The organism is Anaeromyxobacter sp. SG17, assembly GCF_022690695.1.
In the GTDB taxonomy this organism is placed as follows: Bacteria; Myxococcota; Myxococcia; order Myxococcales; family Anaeromyxobacteraceae; genus Anaeromyxobacter; species Anaeromyxobacter soli.
This window is the reverse complement of the sequence record NZ_JALCYX010000047.1, coordinates 1-23,168: the sequence shown is the minus strand read 5'-3', so window position 1 is coordinate 23,168 and position 23,168 is coordinate 1. Positions and strand designations below refer to the sequence as shown.

The window sequence follows — 23,168 nt, the reverse complement described above, 5'->3', positions numbered from 1 at the left end:
GCGCCATGCACCGACCGAGACCCGCATCGACCGGCCGCGCGGCGCTCCTCGCCGCGGCCCTCCTCCTCCCCGTCACGGGCGCCCGCGCGGCCGCCGTGGCCGGGAAGGAGGAGGCCGCCATCCGCGCGGTGTTCCCGGCCGCCGAGGCGGTTGAGGCGAAGGACGTGATCCTGACCGACGAGATGGTCGGCCGCATCGAGCGGCTCGCCCGTGCGCGCGTCCGCGAGCGCCTCGTCACGTTCTACACCGCGCGTCGCGGCGCCGAGGTGGTCGGCTACGCCGTCATCCACAGTCACGTGGTGCGGACCAAGCGGGAGACTCTCTCCATCGCGTTCGAGCCCGATGGGCGCCTGCGCAAGATCACCGTGCTCGCGTTCCTCGAGCCGTCCGAGTACCGCCCGAGCGAGCGCTGGCTCGCGCAGCTCGAGGGGAAGGGCCCCGCCGACCGGCTCGCGGTGGGCCAGGATCTCGCGCCGATCAGCGGCGCGACGCTGACCGCGCGGGGCGTGGCCGAGGAGTCGCGCTGGCTGCTCCAGGCGCTGCGTGAGGCGATGGGGGTGGGGCGATGAGGTGGCTCGTCCAGCAGCCGGCGGCTGGGAGCCGCGCGCGGCCCCCCGTCGCGCTGTTCCTCGTCTTCGCGGCCCTGGCGCTCGCGGGGCTCGCGGCGCAGCGGCTCCAGGCGGGCGGCCTCTCGCCGGCGGACGTGGAGGCCTTCTACCGCGGGGCGGAGGGCGGGGAGCCGCTCACGGCGGCGGCGCTCTGGGAGGAGGTCCACGTCGGCGCGTTCGTGTACGGGTTCGTGCTGTTCATGCTCGCGGCGCTCGCCGCCGTGGCGCCGCGGCTCGAGGGCGTGCGCGGGGGGCTCGTGCTCGCGGCCTTCGCCGCCACGCTCGCCGACCTGTTCGCGCCCTTCGCGGTGTCCGCGCGGCCCGGGCTCGGCGCCTTGCGGGTCGCGACCACCGTGCTCGCCAGCGCCTCCATGTGGGCGCTCCTCGTCGCGGTCGCCGTGGCGCAGGCGCGGGTGGGGAGGGACGCCCGTGCGTGATCCCCGCCTCGCGCCGTTCCGGGTCCCGGCGCTCGCCTTCGCGGCGTTCCTCGTCGTGCAGGCCGCGAGCGCGGCGGCCCTCTTCGCGCTGAAGCTCGGGGGAAGCCCCGCGGGCGTCCGCGCGTTCTACCTCGGTGACGCAGCGCGGTTCGCGGCGCCGAAGAGTCTCGCCGGGCTGCTGGAGGTCGCGGTGCCTCACCTCGCCGCGATCCCGCTCGTGCTGTTCGCGGTGGTGCACGTCGTGAGCTTCGCGCGGGCGCTCCCCGCCCGCGCCGCGCGCGGCCTCGCGGCGCTCTCGTTCGGCGCCGCGCTCGCGGGGGTCGCCGCGTCGTTCGGGGTGCGCTACCTCGGGCCGGCGCTCGCGCCGGTGAAGGTGGCTGCGTTCGGGCTCCTCGAGCTCACGCTGCTCGCGTGGGCGGCGCTCCTCGGCGCCGTGTTCCTTCCCGCTCGCGCCGAGGAGCCGGCGCGGGCCGACACCGCCGCCGGAGCGGCGGAGGAGATCGCGGAGTGATCGTCTGCATCTGCCGGGCGGTGTCCGACCGGGCCATCCGGGCGGCGCGCGACGCGGGCGCGGCCTCCGTCGAGGCGGTGGGCGCCGCGACCGGCGCCGGCACGTGCTGCGGTTGCTGTCGCGGGAGCATCGCGCGGATCCTCGCCGAGCCCTGCCGTGCGCCGTGCGTGGCCGTCCAGGACCGGGAGGACACGTCCGCCGAGACCGTCCCGCTCCGCGCCGCCGCGGACCGGCTGAAGACGCCCTAGCGAGAACGCGGCGCGGCGCTCGGGCGCCAGCGCGCGGGCAGGGCCCTCCGGAGGCCGCGCGTCGCCAGCACCGAACCGTCCGCGTCCACGACCAGGGCCTCGGCTCCCCAGCGGGAGGCCTCGCGCAGGGCGGGCGCTCCGCCGAGGATGAACAGCGACTTCCCCAGGATCTCGGCGTCCACCGCGCGCCGCGCGAGGATCGTCACCGCCCGTGAGGCGGTCGCCGGCTGGCACGTGCGCGGGTCGATGAGGTGGTGGTAGCGCCGGCCGTTCACGACGTACGCGTGCTCGTAGTCGCCGCTCGTCGAGAACGCGCGATCGCGGACCTCCACCTCGGCGAGCTCGTCGAGCGGTCCACCGCGCGGGTCGCGCACGCCGACGCGCCAGGGCCGTCCGCCGCGCGTGCCCGCTGCGTAGAGGTCGCCGCCCGCCTGCAGCAGGAAGTCCCGCTGTCCCCGGGCGCGGAGGGCGCGCGCGGCGGCGTCGATCGCCCAGCCCTTCGCGAGCCCGCCGAGCCCCACCCGCATGCCGGGGCGGGCGAGGCGCGCCTCGCACGCGGTCCCGCGCGGGCGGAGCTCGAGCAGGCGATGATCGACGAGCGCGCAGCGCGCCCGCACCGCGTCGTCCGGCGGGGGGCCGCGCGCGTTCCCGTCGAAGCGCCACAGGTCCGAGAGCGCCGCCCAGGTCGGATCGAAGCGGCCGCCGGTGCGGACCGCCGCGTGCTTGGCGAGCGCCAGGACCTCGCAGAGATCGCCCGGCAGCGGCACCCAGCCGCGCCCCGCCCAGGCGTTCAGCTGGGCGAGCGGCGAGCCCTCGCGCCACTCGTTCATCGACCACTCCACCTGCCGGAACACCGCGAACACCGCCTCGATCGCCGGCGCGGCGGCCGCCGGCGTCGTTCCGGCGAGGGTCACGCTCGCGACGCTGCCCATCGCGGGGCGCGTCTCGGTGACGACGCCCTCGGCGGGGCGGGCGAGGGTGACGAGGAGGAGGACGATTGCCGCCATGCGCAGGCGGCTCCTATATCAGGCGCGCCTCGAGAGCGCGCGCCAGCGCCTTCCAGGGAGAGGAGACCGACGTGAAGGCCGATCCCGCGATCATCGATCTGCTGAACCAGGTGCTCACGAACGAGCTCACCGCGGTGAACCAGTACTTCCTGCACGCGCGCATCTGCGAGAACTGGGGGTACGACCGGCTGTACGAGAAGTTCCGGCACGAGTCCATCGACGAGATGAAGGACGCCGACGCGCTCATCGCGCGCATCCTCTACCTCGACGGCCTCCCCAACGTGCAGCGCTACAACAAGGTGAACGTGGGCGAGAGCGTCCCCGAGATGTTCCAGCTCGACCTCGCGCTCGAGACGGACGCGATCGGCGTCCTGAACGGCGGCATCGCGCTGGCCCGCGACAAGGGCGACAACGGCTCGGCGGAGCTCCTCGAGCACATCCTCGAGGGCGAGGAGGAGCACGCCGACTGGCTCGAGACGCAGCTCACGGCGATCGACCAGGTCGGGGCGCAGAACTACCTCGCCGAGCAGCTCAAGAAGGAGGGGTCCTGACCGGCGGGTCATGATTCGCTGACAGGCGAGCGAAGCGAGCCCCCGGGGCGGGGGACGCAGTCCCCCGTTCAGACGCAGCCGCTTACCTCGAACCGTTGCCGGGGGCGGCCCCCGCGCGAAGCGCGGGAGGGGCGAAGCCCCTCCGGCGGGGAACCTGCGCGCGCCCGCGAACGCGGGCGCGCAGGTTCACGGGCCCCGCCGAGCAGGGGGTGGGGCCCCGTCGAGCTTCGCTCGGCGGGGCAGGGGACGCAGTCCCCCGTTCGAACAGGTGTGGGGGCGGGTCGTCCCCCCGGGCGCTACCGGTCGATTTCTGGACGGCGCGGCCGCCGCTGCTAGCGTCCGGAGCGGATGTCCGGGAGACGCGGCCGACTCTGGGGTTGGAGGGCGTTCGTCGGCGCGCTCGCGCTGCTCGGGGCGGTGTCCGCCGTCGATCCCGACGGGATCCGCAGGTACGTGCGGCTGGACGCGGACGCCAGGCGCATGGAGGACGAGAACGCGCGGCTCGCCGCCGAGAACGCGCGGCTCGCGCGCGAGGTCCACGCGCTGCGCACGGACGCGTCCGCGCTCGAGCGCGCCGCGCGCGAGGAGCTCCGCTTCGTGCGGCCCGGTGAGCGCGTCTACTGGGTGGGCCAGGGCCGCGAGGCCGGGCCATGACCGGCCCGCCGCCCGGCGCGGCGCAGCGAGCCCCCATCGGCGCCACGCCGACCGTCCGGCGCCGGCTCGCGCTGCAGCGCCCGCGGCCCCTGCTCGTTCGCCTCTACGCGGCGCTCTTCAGCGACGGGGGGACCTTCGGTGCGCCCGCCCGCCGCCGCGCCGGGCGCCTCCTGGTGCGCAGCCTGACTCCGGCGGTGACCGTCGGCACGGGGGCGCTCGTCGTGCTCGGCGCGTTCGACGCCGCCGCGCCGGGCTGGCCCCAGACCGCCGGCACGGCGGCGCTCGCCCTGGCCCTCGGGGCCGGCGTGTGGCGGCGCACCGCCCGGGCCGCCGCCGGCGAGGCCGCGACCTTGCGAGAGCAGCTCGAGCTCGGCGCGCTCTTCGTCGTGGCCGCCCACGCGATGGCGCAGACCGCGAGCGCCGGTCACCTGGACTCGCCGCTCCAGCCGCTCATCTACCTCGTGATGGCCTTCCTGGTCGCGTTCCTGGCGCGGCAGATCGGGCTCGCGCTCGTCGTGCTGGCGGTCGCGCTCGAGCTGCTCGTGTGGCTCGGGCGCGGGGGTCACGCCGACGAGCTCCCCTCCGCCGTCGTGCGCGCCGGGTTCGTCACGCTGTTCGCGGTGCTCTACCACGCGGTGCTGGCGGCGCAGGTGGGCTCGTCGAGGCGCGCCGAGGAGCGGGCGGTGGAGCGCCGGGTGAAGGAGCTCGAGCAGCGCGCGCGCGAGTTCCGGCTCACGGCCTCCGGCACGGCCGCGCCCGCGGTCGACGGCGACGGGCGCTGGACGGCGGCCTCGGTGCTGGAGGTCGAGAACGCGATGCGCGGCGCGCTCGAGGTCGCGGAGGTCGCGCTCCGCAGCCGCACCTGCGCGGTGTACCTCGTCGACGACGCGGGCGAGCGGCTCCAGCTCCGCGAGTGCCGGACCGCGAGCGACTCCGTCGCGCGCACCGTCTCGGCCCGCGAGGGCGCCCTCGGCGCGGCGATCGTGCGCCGGACCTCGATCCGGCTCCACGGCGAGGTCAAGGTGGCGACCTACTACGAGGACGGGGCCCGGCCCGGCGCGCTCGTGGTCGTGCCGCTCATCGACCGCCGCGGCGGGCACGTGCGCGGCGTGATCGTCGCGGACCGAAGCGAGCCCATCCCGTTCTCCGACGAGGACGAGAAGCTCGTCCAGACGCTGTGCGCGGAGATCTTCCGCGCGCTCGAGGCCGAGCGCGTGATGGTCGACATCAAGAGCACCCGGGACGAGAAGGAGCGGTTCTACGAGGCGATCGAGCGCCTGAACCGCACCCAGAAGCCCGAGGACGTGTGCCGGGAGATCGTCCAGGTCGCGGGTGAGCTCGTGCCGCTCGCCTTCGCGGCGGCGACGCTCGTCGAGCGGAGCGACGGGGGGCGCGTGCACCGCGTCGTGGCCGTCCACGGAGAGCGCTGGAAGGCGATCGAGGGCAAGCGGTTCGGGCCGGGCGACGGGCTCGTCCAGAAGGTGGTCGAGGTGAACTCGCCCCTGCCGGCGCAGAGCGCGGACTTCTCGCGCCAGACGCTGCTCGACGCGTCCACGCCGCTCAAGGGCGTCGGCTGGGTGCGGGTCGTGCCGCTCCGCGTGGGCGACGAGGTCCTCGGCACGGTCGCGCTCGCCGGCGGTCCGCGCGACGACCGCGCGCCGGCGAAGGACAAGATGCACCAGCTGCTGGTGGTGGGCGGGGCGGCGGCCCAGTCCATCCTGCGCGCCCGCCTCTACGAAGAGGCCGAGCGGCTCGCCACCACCGACGGCCTCACCGGGCTCACGAACCACCGCACGTTCCAGGCGCGGCTCGACGAGCACCTCGCGCTCGCGGCCCGCGGCGGCCAGCGCCTGTCGCTCCTGCTGTGCGACGTCGACCACTTCAAGTCGGTGAACGACACCTACGGGCACCCGGTCGGCGACGAGGTGCTGCGCGGGGTCGCGCGCGTGCTCGCGGGCGAGGCGCGCCAGACCGACGTGGTGGCGCGCTACGGCGGCGAGGAGTTCGCGATCGTCATGCCAGGGACGGACGGGCCCGGCGCAGGGGTCATCGCCGAGCGGATCCGGGAGCGCCTCGCGGCCGTGACGTTCCAGACGGAGCAGGGCCCGCTGCGCGTCACGATGTCGCTGGGCGTGGCCACCTGGCCCGAGGACGGCGCGAAGAAGCCGGAGCTCGTCGAGCGGGCGGACGCGTGCCTTTACCACGCGAAGCGCCACGGCCGGAACCAGACCGTCCTCGCCGCCGCGATCGGTGCGCCCCGGCGCGCGGCGGGGTAGCGGCGGCGCCCTCGACCGGTGGCCGCTCGACCCCGCACCGGGTTACACTGCCGCTGCGGCGCGAGGCGGATGCCGCGGGGGGCCGGCCAGGCTTGAAAAAGAACTTCGTCCTCGACACCAACGTCCTGCTCCACGATCCGCGCAGCATCTTCGGGTTCGGCGACAACGACGTCATCATCCCGATCTACGTCATCGAGGAGATCGACAACTTCAAGCGCGATCTCTCGACGCTCGGCCGCAACGCGCGCCAGGTGTCCCGGTACCTCGACGAGTTCCGCGTGCAGGGGAAGCTGCGCGAGGGCGTGTCGATCGGCGACGGCAAGGGACACATCCGCGTGCTCGTCGCCGAGCGGAAGCTGCCGCCCACGGTGGCCGTCGACGGGCACTCGGTCGACGACAAGATCCTCGCCGTCGCCCTCGAGCTGCTCGACCGCGATCGCGGCGTCCCCACCGTGTTCGTCACCAAGGACACGAACCTCCGGATCCGCGCGGACGCGCTCGGGCTCCACGCGGAGGACTACGACGTCGAGGGGGTCGAGCTCGACGAGCTGTGGAGCGGCGTCGCCGACGTGGAGGTGTCGTCGGAGGCCGTGAACGAGTTCTACGGCGACGGCGCGCTCGCGTGGCAGCCGGAGGGGGACCCGCCTCCGCCGAACGAGTTCGTCGTCCTGCGGGATCGCGCGAACCCCCAGCACTCCGCGGTCGGCAAGTACAGCGCCCCGCGGCAGGCGTTCGTGCAGCTCATCAAGACGCCGAAGGAGGGCGTCTGGGGGATCCGCCCGCGCAACAAGGAGCAGTCCTTCGCCCTCGATCTGCTCCTCAACGACGACATCCGGCTCGTGACCATCGTCGGGAAGGCGGGCACCGGCAAGACGCTGCTCGCCATCGCGGCGGGGCTGCAGAAGACGATGGAGGACGGCGTCTACCAGAAGCTCCTCGTGTCGCGGCCCATCTTCCCGCTCGGGCGGGACATCGGCTACCTGCCGGGCTCGGTCGAGGAGAAGCTGAACCCCTGGATGCAGCCGATCTTCGACAACGTCGAGTACCTCATGAACCTGTCGCGCTCGGAGAAGAAGGCCGGCCGCGGCTACCACGAGCTCCTCGATCTCGGGATCCTGGAGATCGAGCCGCTCACCTACATCCGCGGCCGATCGATCCCGAACCAGTTCATCATCGTCGACGAGGCGCAGAACCTGACCCCGCACGAGGTGAAGACGATCATCACGCGCGTGGGCGACGGGACGAAGATCGTCCTCACCGGCGACCCCTACCAGATCGACAACCCGTACGTCGATCAGACGAACAACGGCCTCATCCACGTGGTGAACCGGTTCAAGAGCGAGCGTCTCGCCGGGCACATCACGATGTCGAAGGGCGAGCGGAGCCCGCTCGCGGAGCTCGCGGCGAACTTGCTGTGACGAGGCCGCTCGCCGCGCCCTCCGCGAGCCTGCCTGGCGAGCCGCTCGCCGGACGCGCGCCGGCGCATTCGTCCCGGGTGGCCTCGGCGTCCGCCGCTCGCTAGGCTACGGGCATGCAGGACGGCTCAGGAACGCGGGACGTGCCGGCGCCGGCGCTCGACTACCCGCTCGACTACACCTTCAAGATCATGGGGCACGCCGCCGACGACTTCGCGGAGTACGCGCGCCGCCTGGTGGCGCGGATCGTCGCCGACGCGCCGCCGGAGGGCGTGCGCGTCCGCGCGAGCGCGGGCGGCAAGTACCACTCCGTCTCGGTCGCCGTTCGCCTGGACTCCGAGGAGCAGCGGCGCGCGGTCTACCAGATCCTCTGGGAGGACGAGCGGGTCGTTTACTACCTGTGAGCGCGGCGCCGCGGCGCCGTCACTGCGGCGGGCCCGCCCGCTCCGCGCGCGCGTCGAGCAGGTTCAGCTTGTTCCGGGCCGAGAGCAGCTGCTGGCGCAGGCCGTCCGCCTGGCGCGAGAGGTCCTCGAACCCCTGCTCCACCGAGGCGCGCGCCACGGCCTCGGCGTCGCCGATGAGGCGCGTCATGGTCTCGCGGACCGCGTCGAACGAGGGGGGCTCGGCGCCGCCCGCGCCCGGCTGCGCGCCGCTCGCGAACGCCTGGACCATCGCGTTCAGCTCCTGGGCGTCGCGGCCGAGGCCGGCGTAGCGGCCGAGGAGCTCGCGCAGCACCTCGCGGCGAGCGCGGACCTCCTCGGCCCGCGCGGCGAGCGCCACCGCCTGATCGTGCTGGCCCTGCACGAGCGCGCTCACCGCGCTCATGAGCTCCTGCACGAGCGGTCCGAGCTTCGCGTCCACCGCGCCGAGCTCGGCGAGCTTCTCCGCCGTGCGCTCCACGTTCCGCTGCGAGTCGAGCGGCAGCCGCTGCGCCTCGCGGGCGACGCTCGCGATGCGCTCGAGCTCCGCCTCGAGCGCCGTCGCGGCCGCGACGAGCGGGGAGAGGGGCTTCTTCACGGTCTTCGTCACGCGTCCCCCCGCCGGAGCCAGCCGTGCATCACCGCGAGCAGGCGGTCGGGGTCCACGGGCTTCGCCACGTAGTCGGAGGCCCCCGCCTCGATCGCCTTCTCCCGGTCGCCCTTCATGGCCTTCGCGGTGAGCGAGATGATGGGCAGATCGCGGTGCTGCGCCACCTTCCGGATCTCCTGGATGGCGGTGAGCCCGTCCATCTCCGGCATCATCGTGTCCATGAGGACGAGATCCACCGCGGGGTTCTCGCCGAGGAGGCGGATCGCCTCGCGCCCGTTCTCGGCGTGGATGACGCGCATCCGGCGGGCCTCGAGCACGCTGTTGATCGCGAACACGTTCCGGATGTCGTCGTCCGCGAGGAGCACCGTCCGGCCGGAGAAGTCGGCCTCGGGCGGCAGGGGGTTCACGTTGAGGTCCTCCTCCACGCTCACCGGCGGCCGCGGCGCCGCGTCCGCCCCCGCGTAGCGCACCGGCAGGACGAGCGTGAAGGTGCTGCCGACGCCCGGCTCGCTCTCGACCTGGATCGTCCCCCCCAGGAGCCGCGCGATCTCCCGGCTGATGGTGAGGCCGAGCCCCGTGCCGCCGTACTTGCGGCTCGTGGTGCCGTCCGCCTGCTGGAAGGCCTCGAAGATGAGCTTCTGCTTCTCCTTGGGGATGCCGATGCCCGTGTCCGAGACGGCGAAGGCGATCGCCTCGCCGGCGACCTCGGGGCCCGGCGCGCTCAGGGTGACGGTGACCGACCCCCGCGAGGTGAACTTCACCGCGTTCGAGAGCAGGTTCTTCAGGATCTGCTGCAGGCGCGTCACGTCCGTGAAGATCGTCCGCGGCAGGGCGGGATCGACCGTGACGGAGAAGGTGAGCGCCTTCTGCTCGGCGACGTGCCGGAAGTTCTGCTCGAGGTACTCGCGGACCGTCTCGACGCGCGACTCGCGGGCGTCGATCTGCATCTTGCCCGCCTCGACCTTGGAGAGATCGAGGATCTCGTTGATGAGCCCGAGCAGCTCGTTGCCCGACGTGTACACCGTGCTCGCGAACTTCACCTGCTCCGGCGTGAGGTTCCCCTCCTTGTTCTCGGCGAGCATCTTCGAGAGGATGAGCAGGCTGTTGAGCGGCGTGCGGAGCTCGTGCGACATGTTCGCGAGGAACTCCGACTTGTACTTGGAGATGAGCTGGAGCTGCTCGGCCTTCTCCTCCAGGCTGCGGCTCGCGAGCTCGACCTCGCTGTTCTTCTGCTCGAGCAGCTTCGCCTTCTCGTTCAGCTCCCCCGCCTGCGCCTCGAGCTCCGCGTTGGACCGCTTGAGCTCCTGCAGCAGTTCCTCGGTGCGCATGCTCGAGCCGATCATGTTGAGGATGACGCCGATGTTCTCCATCAGCTGATCGAAGAAGGCGAGGTGGTTCGGGCTGAACTCCTCGAACGCGGCGAGCTCGATCACCGCCTTCGTCTCGCCCTCGAAGAGGACCGGCAGGACCACCACGCAGCGCGGCGGCGCCTCGCCCATCCCCGTCGCGATGTAGATGAAGTCCCGCGGGACCCGCCTGAGGAGGATGCGCTTCTTCTCGAACGCGCACTGCCCGATGAGCGTCTCGCGCAGGCGGTACGAGGACGCGAGGGCCTTCCGCCCGCCGAAGCCGTAGCTCGCGATGAGGTTCAGGACCGGCTCGCCCTTCGCCTCGTCGCGCTCCATGAGGAAGAAGGCGCCGTGCGAGGCGTTCACGAGGGGCGTGAGCTTCGACACGATCGCCTGGGCCACGGACACGATGTTCCGCTGCCCCTGCATCATGTTGGAGAAGTTCGCGAGGTTCGTCTTCAGCCAGTCCTGCTCGGTGTTCTTCTGCGTGGTCTCCTTGAGGGTGGAGATCATCTGGTTGATGTTGTCCTTCAGGGCGGCCACCTCGCCCTGGGCCTCGACCGTGATCGACCGGGTGAGGTCCCCCTTCGTCACCGCGGTCGAGACCTCCGCGATGGCGCGAACCTGGGACGTCAGGTTGCCGGCGAGCTGGTTCACGTTGTCGGTGAGGTCGCGCCAGGTGCCGGCGGCGCCGGGCACCTTGGCCTGGCCGCCGAGCTTCCCCTCGATGCCGACCTCGCGCGCGACGCCCGTCACCTCGTCCGCGAAGATGCGGAGCGTGTCGGTCATGGAGTTGATGGTCTCGGCGAGCGCCGCGACCTCGCCCTTGGCCTCCAGCACGAACTTCTGCGACAGGTCGCCGTTCGCGACGGCGGTGACGACCTTGACGATGCCGCGCACCTGCGTCGTGAGGTTCGACGCCATGAAGTTCACGTTGTCGGTGAGGTCCTTCCAGGTGCCGGCGACGCCGGGCACCCGGGCCTGCGCGCCCAGCTTGCCCTCCACGCCGACCTCGCGCGCCACCGTCGACACCTGATCCGCGAAGGTGCGCAGCGTGTCGGTCATGGAGTTGATGGTCTCGGCGAGCGCCGCGACCTCGCCCTTCGCCTCCAGGACGAACTTCTGCGACAGGTCGCCGTTCGCGATCGCGGTCACGACCTTGATGATGCCGCGCACCTGCGTCGTGAGGTTCGACGCCATGAAGTTCACGTTGTCGGTGAGGTCCTTCCACGTGCCGGACACGCCTCGCACGTTGGCCTGACCGCCGAGCTTCCCCTCCGTGCCGACCTCGCGCGCGACGCGGGTCACCTCGGCGGCGAACGAGTTCAGCTGGTCCACCATCTTGTTGATGACGTCCTTGATCTGGAGGATCTCGCCCTTCACGTCGACCGTGATCTTCTGCGTCAGGTCGCCGTTCGCGATCGCGGTCGCCACCTTGGACACGTCGCGCAGCTGGACGGTCAGGTTGGAGGCCATCGCGTTCACGTTGTCGGTGAGGTCCTTCCAGGTGCCGCTCACGCCGCGGACCTCGGCCTGGCCGCCGAGCTTGCCCTCCGTGCCGACCTCCTTCGCGACGCGGGTCACCTCGGCGGCGAACGAGTTCAGCTGGTCCACCATCACGTTGATGGTGTTCTTGAGCTCGAGGATCTCGCCCTTCGCCTCGACGGTGATCTTCTGGGAGAGGTCGCCGCGGGCGACGGCGGTCGTGACCTTGGCGATGTTGCGGACCTGCGTCGTGAGGTTCGCGGCGAGGCCGTTCACGTTGTCGGTGAGGTCCTTCCACGTGCCGCTGACGCCCTTCACGTCGGCCTGGCCGCCGAGCTTGCCCTCCGTGCCGACCTCCTTCGCGACGCGGGTCACCTCGGCGGCGAACGAGTTCAGCTGGTCCACCATCACGTTGATGGTGTTCTTGAGCTCGAGGATCTCGCCCTTCGCCTCGACGGTGATCTTCTGGGAGAGGTCGCCGCGGGCGACGGCGGTCGTGACCTTGGCGATGTTGCGGACCTGCGCCGTGAGGTTCGCGGCGAGGCCGTTCACGTTGTCGGTGAGGTCCTTCCAGGTGCCGCTGACGCCGCGCACCTCGGCCTGGCCGCCGAGCTTGCCCTCCGTGCCGACCTCCTTCGCGACGCGGGTCACCTCCGCGGCGAACGAGCGGAGCTGATCGACCATGGTGTTGATCGTGGTCTTGAGCTCGAAGATCTCGCCGCGGGCGTCGACGGTGATCTTCTGCGACAGGTCGCCGTTCGCGACGGCGGTCGTGACCTTGGCGATGTTGCGGACCTGCGCCGTGAGGTTCGCGGCGAGGCCGTTCACGTTGTCGGTGAGGTCCTTCCAGGTGCCGCTGACGCCGCGGACCTCCGCCTGGCCGCCGAGCTTGCCCTCCGTGCCGACCTCGCGCGCGACGCGGGTGACCTCCGCGGCGAACGAGTTCAGCTGGTCCACCATCTTGTTGAAGACGTCCTTGATCTGGAGGATCTCGCCCTTCACGTCGACCGTGATCTTCTGGCCGAGGTCGCCGTTCGCGATCGCGGTCGCCACCTTGGACACGTCGCGCAGCTGGACGGTCAGGTTCGACGCCATCGCGTTCACGTTGTCGGTGAGGTCCTTCCACGTCCCCGACACGCCGCGGACGTTGGCCTGGCCGCCGAGCTTGCCCTCCGTGCCGACCTCCTTCGCGACGCGGGTCACCTCCGCGGCGAACGAGTTCAGCTGGTCCACCATCTTGTTGATGACGTCCTTGATCTGGAGGATCTCGCCCTTCACGTCGACCGTGATCTTCTGCGTCAGGTCGCCGTGGGCGATGGCGATCGCGACCTTGGACACGTCGCGCAGCTGGACGGTCAGGTTCGACGCCATCGTGTTGACGTTGTCGGTGAGGTCCTTCCAGGTGCCGGCGACGCCCTTCACGTCGGCCTGGCCGCCCAGCTTGCCCTCCGTGCCGACCTCCTTCGCGACGCGGGTCACCTCGGCGGCGAACGAGCGGAGCGTGTCCACCATCGTGTTGATGGTGTTCTTGAGCTCGTAGATCTCGCCGCGGGCGTCCACGGTGATCTTCTGGGAGAGGTCGCCGTTCGCGACGGCGGTCGTGACCTTCGCGATGTTGCGGACCTGCGCCGTGAGGTTCGCGGCGAGGCCGTTCACGTTGTCGGTGAGGTCCTTCCAGGTGCCGCTGACGCCCTTCACGTCGGCCTGGCCGCCGAGCTTCCCCTCGTTGCCGACCTCCTTCGCGACGCGCGTCACCTCCGCCGCGAACGACTGGAGCTGGTCCACCATCACGTTGATGGTGTTCTTGAGCTCGAGGATCTCGCCCTTCGCGTCGACGGTGATCTTCTGGGAGAGGTCGCCCTGCGCGACGGCGGTCGTGACCTTGGCGATGTTGCGGACCTGCGCCGTGAGGTTCGCGGCGAGGCCGTTCACGTTGTCGGTGAGGTCCTTCCAGGTGCCGCTGACGCCCTTCACGTCGGCCTGGCCGCCGAGCTTCCCCTCGTTGCCGACCTCCTTCGCGACGCGCGTCACCTCCGCCGCGAACGAGTTCAGCTGATCGACCATCGAGTTCACCGTCGTGCCGATGCGGAGGAACTCGCCGCGGACGGGCCGGCCCTCGATGTCGAGCGACATCTTCTGCGACAGGTCGCCCTTGGCGACGGCGGTGATGACGCGCGCGACCTCGTTGGTCGGCGCGACGAGGTCGCCGATGAGCTGGTTCACCGCGCTCATGCCGGCGGCCCAGGCGCCCTTCGCCGGACCGACGGACGCGCGCTCCGTCATCTTGCCCTCCTGCCCGACGATCTTCGCGACGCGCAGGAGCTCGCTCGAGACGTGCTCGTTGAGCTGCAGGATGTCGTTCAGGACCTCGCCCGCGCGCGAGAGGATCCCCTCGCGCCGGTACGGGAGGCGTACGGAGAAGTCGCCCGCCTTGACGGCCTTCAGCACGTCGACGAGCTGCTCGACCTCGTCCTGGCTCGCGCGCGAGAGGAGGTCCCACTCGGTGAGCTCCTCGCCGGTCCGCACGCCACCCTCGTCACGCGGGCGCCCTGCTGCCGGGCGGGCGACCGCCCCATCCCGTGGCGAGCGCGCGGGCGCCGCGGCGGCGCTCTTCCCCCGCACGATCCCCCGCGCCTCGAGGGCGCCCCCCTGGAGCGCCCCCGCACGCGATCCCCGCGCGCCGTCGAGGGGTGCGCCTGGGCGCTCCGCTGGGAGCCGATCCTGGAGGCCGTCGTCGGCGCGACGGCGCGGGCGGGGGTGCGAGCGGGTGGTCGTGTTCTTCGGCATGTGTGTGTCGTCCTGTCGGGAAGCGCGCGAAAGGAGCCCTCGAGCATCCCATGGGCCGCGAACCATCTACGCGTCGGGAACCTTCCGGCCCCCATGATGGTTCATCCCCTCGACCCCTGATCCTTGGTACCCCACCGGTCGGCGCTCACCCGCCCCACCGGTTTCGTCATTGAATGGCGCGCCGGGGCACTAGATTCCACAGAACCCACGATGTCGGCCTCGACGAACGAGCTCACCCTGACGGCAGACCCCCGCGATCGAGAAGACGCTGCATCCGCCGGGCGGCGTGACGCACAGGCGTCGTCCCCGCCCGTCAAGATCCTCGTGGTCGACGATCGCGCCGAGAACCTGCTCGCGATCGAGTCGGTGCTGCGCAACCCCGCGTACGAGCTGGTGAAGGCCCGCTCCGGCGCGGACGCGCTGCGCTTCCTCCTGCACGAGGACTGCGCGCTCATCCTCATGGACGTGCAGATGCCGCAGCTCGACGGCATCGAGACGGCGCGCCTCGTCCGCGCGAACGAGCGGACCCGGACGATCCCGATCGTGTTCGTCACCGCCATGAGCGAGGAGCAGCGCTACGTGGCGCGCGGCTACGACGCGGGGGCCATCGACTACCTCCTGAAGCCCATCGACCCGGACGTGCTCCGCGCCAAGGTGGCCGCCTTCGTGGAGCTTCACCGGGCCAAGCAGGAGATCGTCCGGCAGGCGGCGCTCCTCGCGGAGCAGGAGAAGCGCGAGCGGCAGCGCGCCGTCGCGCAGCTCGAGCTCAGGAACCTCCGGCGCGAGCGCGCCGCCCAGGAGCGGTATCGGCGCCTCATCGACGGGATCAGCCACGCGATCGTCTGGACGATCGATCCCCAGTCGCTCGCCTGCACGTTCGTGAGCCCGAGCGCCGAGGCGATCATCGGCCACCCCGTCGAGCAGTGGACGGCCGGGCCGGAGTCCTGGCATGCGCTCGTGGCGCAGGAGGACCGCGCCCGGCTGCTCGCCGCCCTCCGCGACCTCTCGCCGGGCGAGGAGGGCGCCGCGCTCGAGCACGGCCTCGTCCACGCGGACGGGCGCACGCTCCGCTTCGAGACCGACCTCCGGGTCGTCCCCGCCGAGGAGGAGGGGCGCTTCGAGGTGCGCGGCTTCTCCGTCGACGTCACGGACGCCCGCCTGGCCGAGGAGGCGCTCGAGTTCCTCGATCGGTCGGGGGCCGCCCTGGCGGAGTCGCTCGACCTCGCCACCACCGCGGACACGGCCGCCCGGCTCGGCGTGCCGTTCATCGCCGACGCGGCGGTCGTCCACGTCGAGGCGGTCGACGATCTCCCCGCGATCCTGGCGGTCGCGCACCGCGATCCCGCACGGATCGAGGCCCTCCGCGCGCTGGTGCGCGACGCCCCGCTTCCCCCGCCGAGGGAGGATGGGCACGCCGAGGTCTGCGAGGACCTCCGGCCGCTCCTGCCGGCCGCGGCGGCGGAGCGCGCGCGCGGGCTCCTCGGCGAGCGACCGATCCGGCTCGTCTCGGTGGCGCTCCGGGGCCGGGACCGGGTGGTGGGGTCCATCCGGTTCCTGGCGGGCGCACGCCGCGACACCGCGCGCGAGCTGCGCCTCGCGGAGGAGCTCGGGCGCCGCGCCGCGCAGGCCCTCGACCACGCCCTCGTGCACCGCAGCGCGCAGCACGCGGTGAGCGTTCGCGACGAGTTCATCTCCATCGCGTCCCACGAGCTGCGCACGCCCCTCACACCGCTGCACCTCCAGATGAAGGCGCTGCAGCGCGGGCTCTCCGAGCTCCCGGAGGGACCGCGCCGCGGCACGCTCCTCGAGCGGCTCGCGACGTGCGCGCGGCAGGTGGACCGGATGACCCGCCTCGTCGCCAACCTGCTCGACGTGACGCGCCTCCACGCCGGGCGCCTCGAGGTGGACCGCGAGCCGATCGAGCTCGGCGAGCTCGTCTCCGACGTGGCGGGCCGCTTCAGGGACGAGCTCGCGCGCGGCGGCCGGCGGCTCGAGCTCAGGGTCGCGCCGGCGCTGGAGGGGAGCTGGGATCGGCTGAAGCTCGACCAGGTGCTCACGAACCTCGTGTCGAACGCGGTGCGCTACGGCGGGCAGGGCCCGGTCTCGGTCGAGCTCGGGCGCGACGCCGCCGAGGCGGTGGTCGTCGTGGAGGACCACGGCATCGGGATCGCCGCCGAGGATCTCTCCCGCGTCTTCGAGCGCTACCACAAGGGCACGAACTCGCGCGCGCACGGCGGGCTCGGGCTCGGGCTCTACATCACGCGGCGCATCGTCGAGGCGCACGGCGGGACGATCGCCGTCGAGAGCCGGCTCGGCGAGGGGTCGGTGTTCACGGTCCGCCTGCCGCTCCAGCCGGCGCGGTGACGCCGCCGCCCTGGCGGTGAGCGGCTCAGGCGGCGGCGCGCGGGCCGAAGTCGACGATCTCGACCGGGTTCGCCGCCATGCCGAAGGTGAGCTCGTCGCGCCAGCCCTCGGCGTCGCCGCCGACCTGGAGCGGCATCGGGCGCTCGAACCGCAGCGCCACCCGATCCGCGTGGAAGTCGAGCAGGCCCGCGTGCGCGAACTCGCCGGACCAGATGCTCGGCAGGTTCATGAGCACCGTCGGGACGCCGATCGAGGTCGCGACCCGGAGCTGCATCATGCCCGGCGCGCGGTCGGCGTAGGGGAACGCCCGCAGCCCCAGGCCGTAGTAGGGGACGGTGCTCGCGGCCGCCATCATGCAGGGGCCCGCGTGGAGGAGCTCGCCGTGCGCGATGGGGCGGCCGATGCGCTCGCCCCGGGCGTCGAGCCGCCAGGCGGCGCGGCCGGCGTTCACGATCTCGCAGTACGCCGGGCGGCGCTCGAGCAGGTAGCGGGGCGCGGAGCGGAGCGCCACCGCGAGGCCGTAGCCCGACGCGCCGAGCCCGAGCTTCCGGAGCGGGGTGCCCGCCAGGCGATCGCGGATCCAGTAGTAGTCGTTCACCACCGCGGCGTCGACGCCCACGCCCGCGAACGGGGTACGGCGGCCGGCGCAGGTGAGGAGGTCGAGGCGGCGTACGCCGCCGATGTCGCCGCGCAGGAAGCGCGCGAGATCCTGGGCGTGCCGCCGCGGCGTCGCGCCCACCATCTCGGCGACGGCGTTGCCGGTCCCGAGCGCCAGCACGCCGAAGCGCGGCGGGCGGGCCGCGCGCCGCTCGGCGCTCTCGAGGATGCGGTTCACCCACGCGACGAACGTCCCGTCCCCGCCGCCCGTGAAGACGGTCGCGTAGCGCCGCGCGACCACCTCCTCGGCGATCTCGACGGCCTCGTCCTGGCTGCGGGACAGGTAGAGGTGCTCGCCAGGGACGACGCGCGACAGGGCGCGCCGGACCTCGGCGTTCACCTGCTTCGCGTTGGCGTTGAGCAGGACCGCGACCTCGGCGCCCGGCTCGGCGACCGGGTACTCGGGGAGGAACGGGTACCGCTCGGCGCTGACCATTCGAAGCATCGTGACCCCGGCGAGGATGTGACGCGGATGTCGCGATTTCGAGCAAGCGCGGTGCCACGCCGCGTCACCGCCGCGAATCTCCGGCAAAACGGGGACTTGCGGCTCGCCTGGCCTCGCCCAGGGGGGCCGCGCGGCGCGTCGCCCAGGTGGCGGACCGCGTAGCGGGCTACGCACCAAAATCGCCGGGAGCGCCGTTTGACAGGGAGGTTCGCGGCCTTACGTTGCCCCCCGTCCAGGAGGACTCTCAGAGCATGGCCAAGATCATCGGCATCGACCTCGGCACGACGAACTCCGTCGTCGCAGTGATGGAAGGCAAGGACGCCGTCGTCATCACCAACGAGGAAGGCTCCCGCCTCACCCCGAGCGTGGTCGCCTATACGAAGGAAGGGGAGCGGCTCGTCGGCCAGGTGGCGAAGCGCCAGGCGATCACGAACCCGGAGAAGACCGTCTACTCCATCAAGCGGTTCATGGGGCGCCGGTTCTCCGAGGTGCAGGACGAGATGAAGCGCGTCCCGTACCACGTGGTGGAGGGGCCGAACGGCGACGCGCGCATCCAGGTCGACGCGAAGCAGTACTCGCCGCCCGAGATCAGCGCCCAGGTGCTCCTCAAGCTGAAGCGGGCCGCGGAGAACTACCTCGGCGAGAAGGTGACGGACGCCGTCATCACCGTCCCGGCCTACTTCAACGACTCCCAGCGCCAGGCCACCAAGGACGCGGGCGAGATCGCCGGGCTGAACGTCCGGCGCATCGTGAACGAGCCCACCGCCGCCGCGCTCGCCTACGGCCTCGACCGCAAGAAGAACGAGAAGATCGCCGTCTACGACTTCGGCGGCGGTACCTTCGACATCTCGATCCTCGAGGTCGGCGAGAACGTCGTCGAGGTGCTCGCCACGAACGGCGACACCCACCTCGGCGGCGACAACCTCGACCAGAAGGTCATCGACTGGCTCATCGCCGAGTTCCGCAAGGACACCGGCATCGACGTGTCGAAGGACAAGATGGTGCTCCAGCGCCTGAAGGAGGCGGCGGAGAAGGCGAAGATCGAGCTCTCCTCGATGATGGAGACCGAGATCAACCTGCCGTTCCTCACCGCCGACCAGACGGGCCCGAAGCACCTGTCCATCAAGCTCTCGCGCGCCAAGCTCGAGCAGATGGTCGAGGACCTCATCGAGCGCTCGGTCGAGCCGACCCGCAAGGCCCTCGCCGACGCGAAGCTCTCGCCCGAGCAGATCGACGAGGTGGTCCTCGTCGGCGGCCAGACCCGCATGCCCGCCATCACCGAGCGGGTGAAGAAGCTCTTCGGCAAGGATCCGAACCGGTCCGTGAACCCGGACGAGGTCGTCGCCATCGGCGCCGCGGTGCAGGCGGGCGTCCTCTCCGGCGAGGTGAAGGACATCCTGCTGCTCGACGTCACGCCGCTCTCGCTCGGCGTCGAGACGCTCGGCGGCGTGATGACGCGCCTCATCGAGCGGAACACGACCATCCCGGCGAAGCGCTCCGAGGTGTTCTCCACCGCCTCCGACAGCCAGACCTCGGTCGAGATCCACGTGCTCCAGGGCGAGCGCGAGATGGCGCGGGACAACCGCACCCTCGGGCGCTTCCACCTCGAGGGCATCCCGCCGGCGCCGCGCGGCATGCCTCAGATCGAGGTGACGTTCGACATCGACGCGAACGGCATCCTCAACGTCTCCGCCAAGGACAAGGGCACCGGCAAGGAGACGAAGATCACCATCAGCCACTCCTCGGGCCTCGCGAAGGACGAGGTGGAGAAGATGGTCGCCGACGCCCACTCGCACGAGGCGGAGGACAAGAAGCGCCGCGAGGAGATCGAGCAGCGCAACCGCGCCGAGAACCTCGCCTACCAGATGGAGAAGCTGCTCAAGGACAACAAGGACAAGCTCCCGGCCGACGTCGTCAAGGAGGTCGAGGACGCCGTCGGGGAGGTCCACAAGGTCCGCGAGAAGGGCAGCGCCGACGAGGTGAAGGCGGCGATGGATCGCCTCGAGCGCGCGAGCCACAAGGCGGCGGAGGAGCTCTACAAGACCGCTGGCCCGGGGGCCGCGCCCGGTGGCGCCGGCCCGCAGGAGGGCGCGCCGGCCGGCGAGGAGAAGCAGAAGGACAACGTCGTCGACGCCGAGTTCAAGCAGGTCTGACCGGCGGGTCCCGCCTCCCGCGGGGCCGAGCGTCATCACGGGGCCGTCCGCTCGCGCGGGCGGCCCCGCTCCTCTTTCCGGGGGACGAGGCGGCGCGAGGCGCACCGGGCGCGGCGAGGCCGCGGCGGCCGCTCCGTGCGCCGAGGGCGAAAGGAGCGAGATCGCGACTCCGCGGGCCCGGGATCGTGCGCCGCCCGCGCCGCTGCCTTACCATCCGCGCCGTGCACCTCACCGTCCTCTCCCGCTCGACCGCCATCTACACCACCCGCCGGATCGTCGAGGCCGCGCGCGCGCGCGGGCTCTCGACGCGCGTGGTCGACCCCCTCGACGTGCAGATGGGGCTCGGGGGAGACGCCCCGGCGCTCTACTGGCGGCGCCGCCGCTTCCCCCCGACGGACGTGGTCGTGCCGCGCATCGGCCTCTCCATCCACCAGTACGGCCTCGCGGTCGTGAACCAGCTCGAGCTCCTCGGCGTCCCCTCGCTGAACGGCGCCTGGGGCATCGCGGCGAGCCGCAACAAGATGCGCAGCCTGCAGCTCCTCGCCGCGAGCGGCGTTCCGGTGCCGCGCACGGTCATGGCGAGCGATCCCTCGGGCATCAAGGAGATGGTGCGGGTGGTCGGCGGCGTCCCCGTGCTCGTGAAGCTCCTCTCGGTCAACGAGAAGAGCGGCGTCATGATCTGCGAGAGCATGCAGTCGCTCGAGGCCGCGCTCGAGGCGATCCTCGGCCTCGGCCAGAACATCGTCGTGCAGCAGTACCTCCGCGGCGCCAAGGGGCGCGACCTGCGCGTGCTCGTCGTGGGCGGCGAGGTGGTCGCGACGATGCGGCGGAGCCCGCCGGTCGGGCGGCTCGCCCGGAGCCTGCGGCGCGGCGCGCGGTTCGAGCCGGTGGAGCTCCCGCCCGCGTACGCGCGGACGGCGGTGGAGGCGGCGAGGGTGCTGAAGCTCGAGGTCTGCGCCGTGGACATGCTCGAGGCGAAGGGCGTGCCGCGCGTGTTCGAGGTGAACAGCTCGCCCTCGATCAAGGAGGCGGAGACGGCCTGCGGCGTGGACGCGGCCGGTAAGATCGTCGACCGCGCCGTCGCGCTCGCCGCCGCGACGCGTCGCCCCGCACCCCGGGAGCGGGCGCCGCGCCGTGCCGTGCGCGGCCGCGCCGTGTGAGCGCCGGCTTGAATGCATGGCCGCTGTCTGCCGTCCCTGGTATGAGAGCGGTCGCATCCCGCAAGGAGCCCGCATGATCCGCGCCCTCGTCGCAGTCGCCCTCGTCGTCGCCGCTCCGCTCGCCCGCGCCGCGGATCCCGCGGCCGACGCGGCCAGGAGCTATCGCATCGACACGCAGGGCTCGACCACCGACGTGAAGGCCGGCGGGAAGGGGACGCTCGTCCTCGCCATCGTCCCGCTCGAGAAGGTGCACGTCCACCCGCAGGCGCCGCTCAAGATCACGCTCGAGGCGCGGGGGCTCACGCTCGCGAAGACCTCCCTCGGTCACAAGGACGCCCAGGACCCCAAGGCCGAGGCGCCCCGCTTCGAGGTCCCCTTCGTCGCGAGCGCCGCCGGCAAGCAGGAGGCGAAGGCGAAGCTCGACTTCTTCATCTGCTCCGACCAGTGGTGCGTGAAGCAGACCCGCGACGTCGCCGTCGCCGTGAACGTGAAGTGAGGACCCGGCGCGTCCGCCGGCCGAGCGCCGGCGTGCGCCCCGGGATCGCCCGCCCATGCGCGTCGTCTACGGCCTGAACCCGGTGCGGGAGGTGCTGCGTGCCGGAGGGGAAGGGCTCTCGGAGCTCTGGCTCGCCGAGGGCGGCTCGCGCGGCGCCGCCTTCGCCGAGCTCGAGCGGCTCGGCCGCGCGGCCGGTGCGAAGGTGCGGACCGCTCCCCGGCCGAAGCTGGACCGGCTCGCCGGCAGCGACCGCCACCAGGGAGTGGTGGCCGTCGTGGCCGACTTCCAGTACTCCACGCTCGAGGACATCCTCGCGGCGGCGAGGGCGAGCGGGCGCGCGCCGCTCCTCGTCGTGCTCGACGGCGTCGAGGATCCCCACAACCTCGGCGCGATCATCCGCTCCGCTCATGCCCTCGGGGCACACGGGGTGGTGATCCCCAAGGACCGCGCCGTCGGCGTGACGCCGGTGGTCGCGAAGACCTCGGCGGGTGCGGTGGAACGTTGCCCGGTCGCGCGCGTCACGAACGTGGCCAAGACCATCGAGTCGCTCCAGCAGGAGGGCGTCTGGTCGGTCGCCCTCGCGGCCGACGGCGAACGACCGCTCGCGGAGCTCGATCTGAGAGGTCCGATCGCCCTCGTGCTGGGCAGCGAGGGGGAGGGGCTCCGGCCGCTCGTCCGCAAGACCTGCGACCACGCCGCGCGGATCCCCATGTCGGGGGACCTGGACAGCCTCTCGGTCTCGGCGTCGGCAGCCGTGGCGCTCTATGAGACCGCGCGCCAGCGGGGCGGGTAGCTGCTCGTTTCGTCCAGCGACATGCGGCCTTGACAAGCCCTGGGAGGTCATCTAAAAGGCACCGCTCCACGCAGCACGGGGCGGATCGCCGGCAGGAGCGCACCGGCGAACCGCGGCGAGTTCCGGAAGGATCTTGCTGGCGTAGCTCAGTCGGTAGAGCAGCTGCCTTGTAAGCAGCAGGTCGCGGGTTCGAATCCCACCGCCAGCTCCAGGAGCAGTGGGGTCGACGCGAGGTGAAACACGGTGGTTTCTGGAGGGGTTCCCGAGCGGCCAAAGGGAGCAGACTGTAAATCTGCCGGCTTACGCCTTCGGTGGTTCGAATCCACCCCCCTCCACAGTCAGTCATCCTCTCGAGAAGGGATTCGCCAAAAACCTTGCGGGAATAGCTCAGTTGGTAGAGCGTCAGCCTTCCAAGCTGAATGTCGCGGGTTCGAATCCCGTTTCCCGCTCCAGTGAGAGGTCGGATCGACGAATTCAGGTTGCCCTCGTAGCTCAGTCGGTAGAGCGCGTCCTTGGTAAGGACGAGGTCTCCAGTTCAATCCTGGACGAGGGCTCCAATCTCAGACGGCGCGCATCGGAGGCTGCTCGCGCCAACGGCACCCACAGCAGGAGCGAATCATGGGCAAGGAGAAGTTCGAGCGCAGCAAGCCGCACGTGAACGTGGGGACGATCGGTCACGTCGACCACGGCAAGACGACGCTGACGGCCGCCATCACGAAGTACTGCGCGACGAAGGGCCGCGC

At 72.0% G+C, this 23,168-nt stretch carries 19 protein-coding genes and 4 tRNA genes; 19 read left to right on the top strand and 4 right to left on the bottom strand.

All coding sequences use genetic code 11. The features are described 5' to 3' along the window. Positions 1-5: 5 nt before the first annotated feature. The 4 genes from MNY60_RS16165 to MNY60_RS16150 are packed head-to-tail and all read left to right on the top strand — an operon-like array spanning position 6 to position 1,804. Positions 6-569, top strand: a complete 564-nt coding sequence (locus tag MNY60_RS16165; protein ID WP_242340506.1) for an FMN-binding protein — start codon at positions 6-8, stop codon at positions 567-569. Continuing rightward, positions 566-1,045 carry a hypothetical protein gene (locus MNY60_RS16160; protein ID WP_242340507.1) on the top strand — a complete coding sequence of 160 codons (480 nt, stop codon included), beginning with the start codon at positions 566-568 and terminating at the stop codon, positions 1,043-1,045. The genes MNY60_RS16165 and MNY60_RS16160 overlap by 4 nt, the downstream gene beginning before the upstream one ends. Beyond that, positions 1,038-1,556, top strand: coding sequence for a hypothetical protein (locus tag MNY60_RS16155; protein WP_242340508.1), 519 nt, complete (start codon positions 1,038-1,040; stop codon positions 1,554-1,556). The genes MNY60_RS16160 and MNY60_RS16155 overlap by 8 nt, the downstream gene beginning before the upstream one ends. Then, complete coding sequence (locus MNY60_RS16150; RefSeq protein WP_242340509.1) at positions 1,553-1,804, top strand: bacterioferritin-associated ferredoxin; 252 nt, start codon at positions 1,553-1,555, stop codon at positions 1,802-1,804. Before MNY60_RS16155 ends, MNY60_RS16150 begins: the two co-directional genes overlap by 4 nt. On the opposite strand, the gene MNY60_RS16145 is transcribed toward MNY60_RS16150, so the two are convergent. Beyond that, on the bottom strand, positions 1,801-2,811 hold the full coding sequence (locus MNY60_RS16145; protein ID WP_242340510.1) for an FAD:protein FMN transferase: 1,011 nt from the start codon (positions 2,809-2,811) through the stop codon (positions 1,801-1,803). The two genes, MNY60_RS16150 and MNY60_RS16145, sit on opposite strands and share 4 nt — an antisense overlap. A 71-nt stretch (positions 2,812-2,882) precedes the next feature. Here MNY60_RS16145 and bfr point away from each other — a divergent pair, with 71 nt between their 5' ends. From bfr to MNY60_RS16120, 5 genes are all read left to right on the top strand, one after another. After that, positions 2,883-3,362, top strand: a complete 480-nt coding sequence (gene bfr, locus MNY60_RS16140) for a bacterioferritin (protein WP_242340511.1) — start codon at positions 2,883-2,885, stop codon at positions 3,360-3,362. Between the two features lie 348 nt (positions 3,363-3,710). Next, complete coding sequence (locus tag MNY60_RS16135; RefSeq protein ID WP_242340512.1) at positions 3,711-4,016, top strand: septum formation initiator family protein; 306 nt, start codon at positions 3,711-3,713, stop codon at positions 4,014-4,016. Then, on the top strand, positions 4,013-6,292 hold the full coding sequence (locus MNY60_RS16130) for a diguanylate cyclase (protein WP_242361144.1): 2,280 nt from the start codon (positions 4,013-4,015) through the stop codon (positions 6,290-6,292). Before MNY60_RS16135 ends, MNY60_RS16130 begins: the two co-directional genes overlap by 4 nt. Before the next feature lie 92 nt (positions 6,293-6,384). After that, on the top strand, positions 6,385-7,710 hold the full coding sequence (locus MNY60_RS16125; protein WP_242340514.1) for a PhoH family protein: 1,326 nt from the start codon (positions 6,385-6,387) through the stop codon (positions 7,708-7,710). Positions 7,711-7,823: 113 nt separating this feature from the next. Then, positions 7,824-8,111: a DUF493 domain-containing protein gene (locus tag MNY60_RS16120; protein WP_242340515.1), complete on the top strand. Its 288-nt coding sequence runs from the start codon at positions 7,824-7,826 to the stop codon at positions 8,109-8,111. A 19-nt stretch (positions 8,112-8,130) separates the two neighbouring features. Here the strand turns inward: MNY60_RS16120 and MNY60_RS16115 are convergent, their stop codons facing one another. After that, a complete protein-coding gene (locus MNY60_RS16115; protein WP_242356359.1) occupies positions 8,131-8,724 on the bottom strand; it encodes a hypothetical protein in 594 nt (197 codons plus the stop codon). Positions 8,725-8,732: 8 nt separating this feature from the next. Beyond that, positions 8,733-14,357, bottom strand: coding sequence for a HAMP domain-containing protein (locus MNY60_RS16110; protein ID WP_374109405.1), 5,625 nt, complete (start codon positions 14,355-14,357; stop codon positions 8,733-8,735). Between the two features lie 324 nt (positions 14,358-14,681). Between MNY60_RS16110 and MNY60_RS16105 the strand changes: the two genes are divergently transcribed. Next, positions 14,682-16,721: an ATP-binding protein gene (locus MNY60_RS16105; RefSeq protein ID WP_242361140.1), complete on the top strand. Its 2,040-nt coding sequence runs from the start codon at positions 14,682-14,684 to the stop codon at positions 16,719-16,721. A 25-nt stretch (positions 16,722-16,746) separates the two neighbouring features. On the opposite strand, the gene MNY60_RS16100 is transcribed toward MNY60_RS16105, so the two are convergent. Then, positions 16,747-17,814 (bottom strand): diacylglycerol kinase family protein, encoded by a 1,068-nt coding sequence (locus MNY60_RS16100; protein ID WP_242356362.1) that lies wholly within the window; start codon positions 17,812-17,814, stop codon positions 16,747-16,749. Positions 17,815-18,074: 260 nt separating this feature from the next. Here MNY60_RS16100 and dnaK point away from each other — a divergent pair, with 260 nt between their 5' ends. The 9 genes from dnaK to MNY60_RS16055 all read left to right on the top strand — a co-directional run. Then, complete coding sequence (dnaK, locus tag MNY60_RS16095; protein WP_242356364.1) at positions 18,075-19,976, top strand: molecular chaperone DnaK; 1,902 nt, start codon at positions 18,075-18,077, stop codon at positions 19,974-19,976. A gap of 221 nt (positions 19,977-20,197) precedes the next feature. Then, on the top strand, positions 20,198-21,136 hold the full coding sequence (locus MNY60_RS16090; protein ID WP_242356366.1) for a RimK family alpha-L-glutamate ligase: 939 nt from the start codon (positions 20,198-20,200) through the stop codon (positions 21,134-21,136). 73 nt (positions 21,137-21,209) lie between these two features. Beyond that, positions 21,210-21,632: a hypothetical protein gene (locus tag MNY60_RS16085; RefSeq protein ID WP_242361138.1), complete on the top strand. Its 423-nt coding sequence runs from the start codon at positions 21,210-21,212 to the stop codon at positions 21,630-21,632. A 55-nt stretch (positions 21,633-21,687) separates the two neighbouring features. Continuing rightward, positions 21,688-22,425: a 23S rRNA (guanosine(2251)-2'-O)-methyltransferase RlmB gene (rlmB, locus tag MNY60_RS16080; RefSeq protein WP_242361136.1), complete on the top strand. Its 738-nt coding sequence runs from the start codon at positions 21,688-21,690 to the stop codon at positions 22,423-22,425. Positions 22,426-22,560: 135 nt separating this feature from the next. After that, a tRNA-Thr gene (locus MNY60_RS16075) sits at positions 22,561-22,636 on the top strand. Positions 22,637-22,677: 41 nt separating this feature from the next. Next, positions 22,678-22,760: transfer RNA gene (locus MNY60_RS16070), tRNA-Tyr, on the top strand. A gap of 41 nt (positions 22,761-22,801) precedes the next feature. Further along, positions 22,802-22,877: transfer RNA gene (locus MNY60_RS16065), tRNA-Gly, on the top strand. Positions 22,878-22,906: 29 nt separating this feature from the next. Continuing rightward, positions 22,907-22,982: transfer RNA gene (locus MNY60_RS16060), tRNA-Thr, on the top strand. A gap of 61 nt (positions 22,983-23,043) precedes the next feature. Further along, the coding region (locus MNY60_RS16055) for a GTP-binding protein (protein ID WP_242356372.1) at positions 23,044-23,168 on the top strand (125 nt) is incomplete at its 3' end.

Bases quoted from the DNA above. Each gene is read 5' to 3' on its own strand.
- MNY60_RS16165 (WP_242340506.1), top strand. From the start codon at position 6: ATGCACCGACCGAGACCCGCATCGACCGGCCGCGCGGCGCTCCTCGCC.
- MNY60_RS16160 (WP_242340507.1), top strand. From the start codon at position 566: ATGAGGTGGCTCGTCCAGCAGCCGGCGGCTGGGAGCCGCGCGCGGCCC.
- MNY60_RS16145 (WP_242340510.1), bottom strand. From the start codon at position 2,811: ATGGCGGCAATCGTCCTCCTCCTCGTCACCCTCGCCCGCCCCGCCGAG.
- MNY60_RS16135 (WP_242340512.1), top strand. From the start codon at position 3,711: ATGTCCGGGAGACGCGGCCGACTCTGGGGTTGGAGGGCGTTCGTCGGC.
- MNY60_RS16130 (WP_242361144.1), top strand. From the start codon at position 4,013: ATGACCGGCCCGCCGCCCGGCGCGGCGCAGCGAGCCCCCATCGGCGCC.
- MNY60_RS16120 (WP_242340515.1), top strand. From the start codon at position 7,824: ATGCAGGACGGCTCAGGAACGCGGGACGTGCCGGCGCCGGCGCTCGAC.
- MNY60_RS16110 (WP_374109405.1), bottom strand. From the start codon at position 14,357: ATGCCGAAGAACACGACCACCCGCTCGCACCCCCGCCCGCGCCGTCGC.
- MNY60_RS16100 (WP_242356362.1), bottom strand. From the start codon at position 17,814: ATGGTCAGCGCCGAGCGGTACCCGTTCCTCCCCGAGTACCCGGTCGCC.
- dnaK (WP_242356364.1), top strand. From the start codon at position 18,075: ATGGCCAAGATCATCGGCATCGACCTCGGCACGACGAACTCCGTCGTC.
- MNY60_RS16085 (WP_242361138.1), top strand. From the start codon at position 21,210: ATGATCCGCGCCCTCGTCGCAGTCGCCCTCGTCGTCGCCGCTCCGCTC.
- rlmB (WP_242361136.1), top strand. From the start codon at position 21,688: ATGCGCGTCGTCTACGGCCTGAACCCGGTGCGGGAGGTGCTGCGTGCC.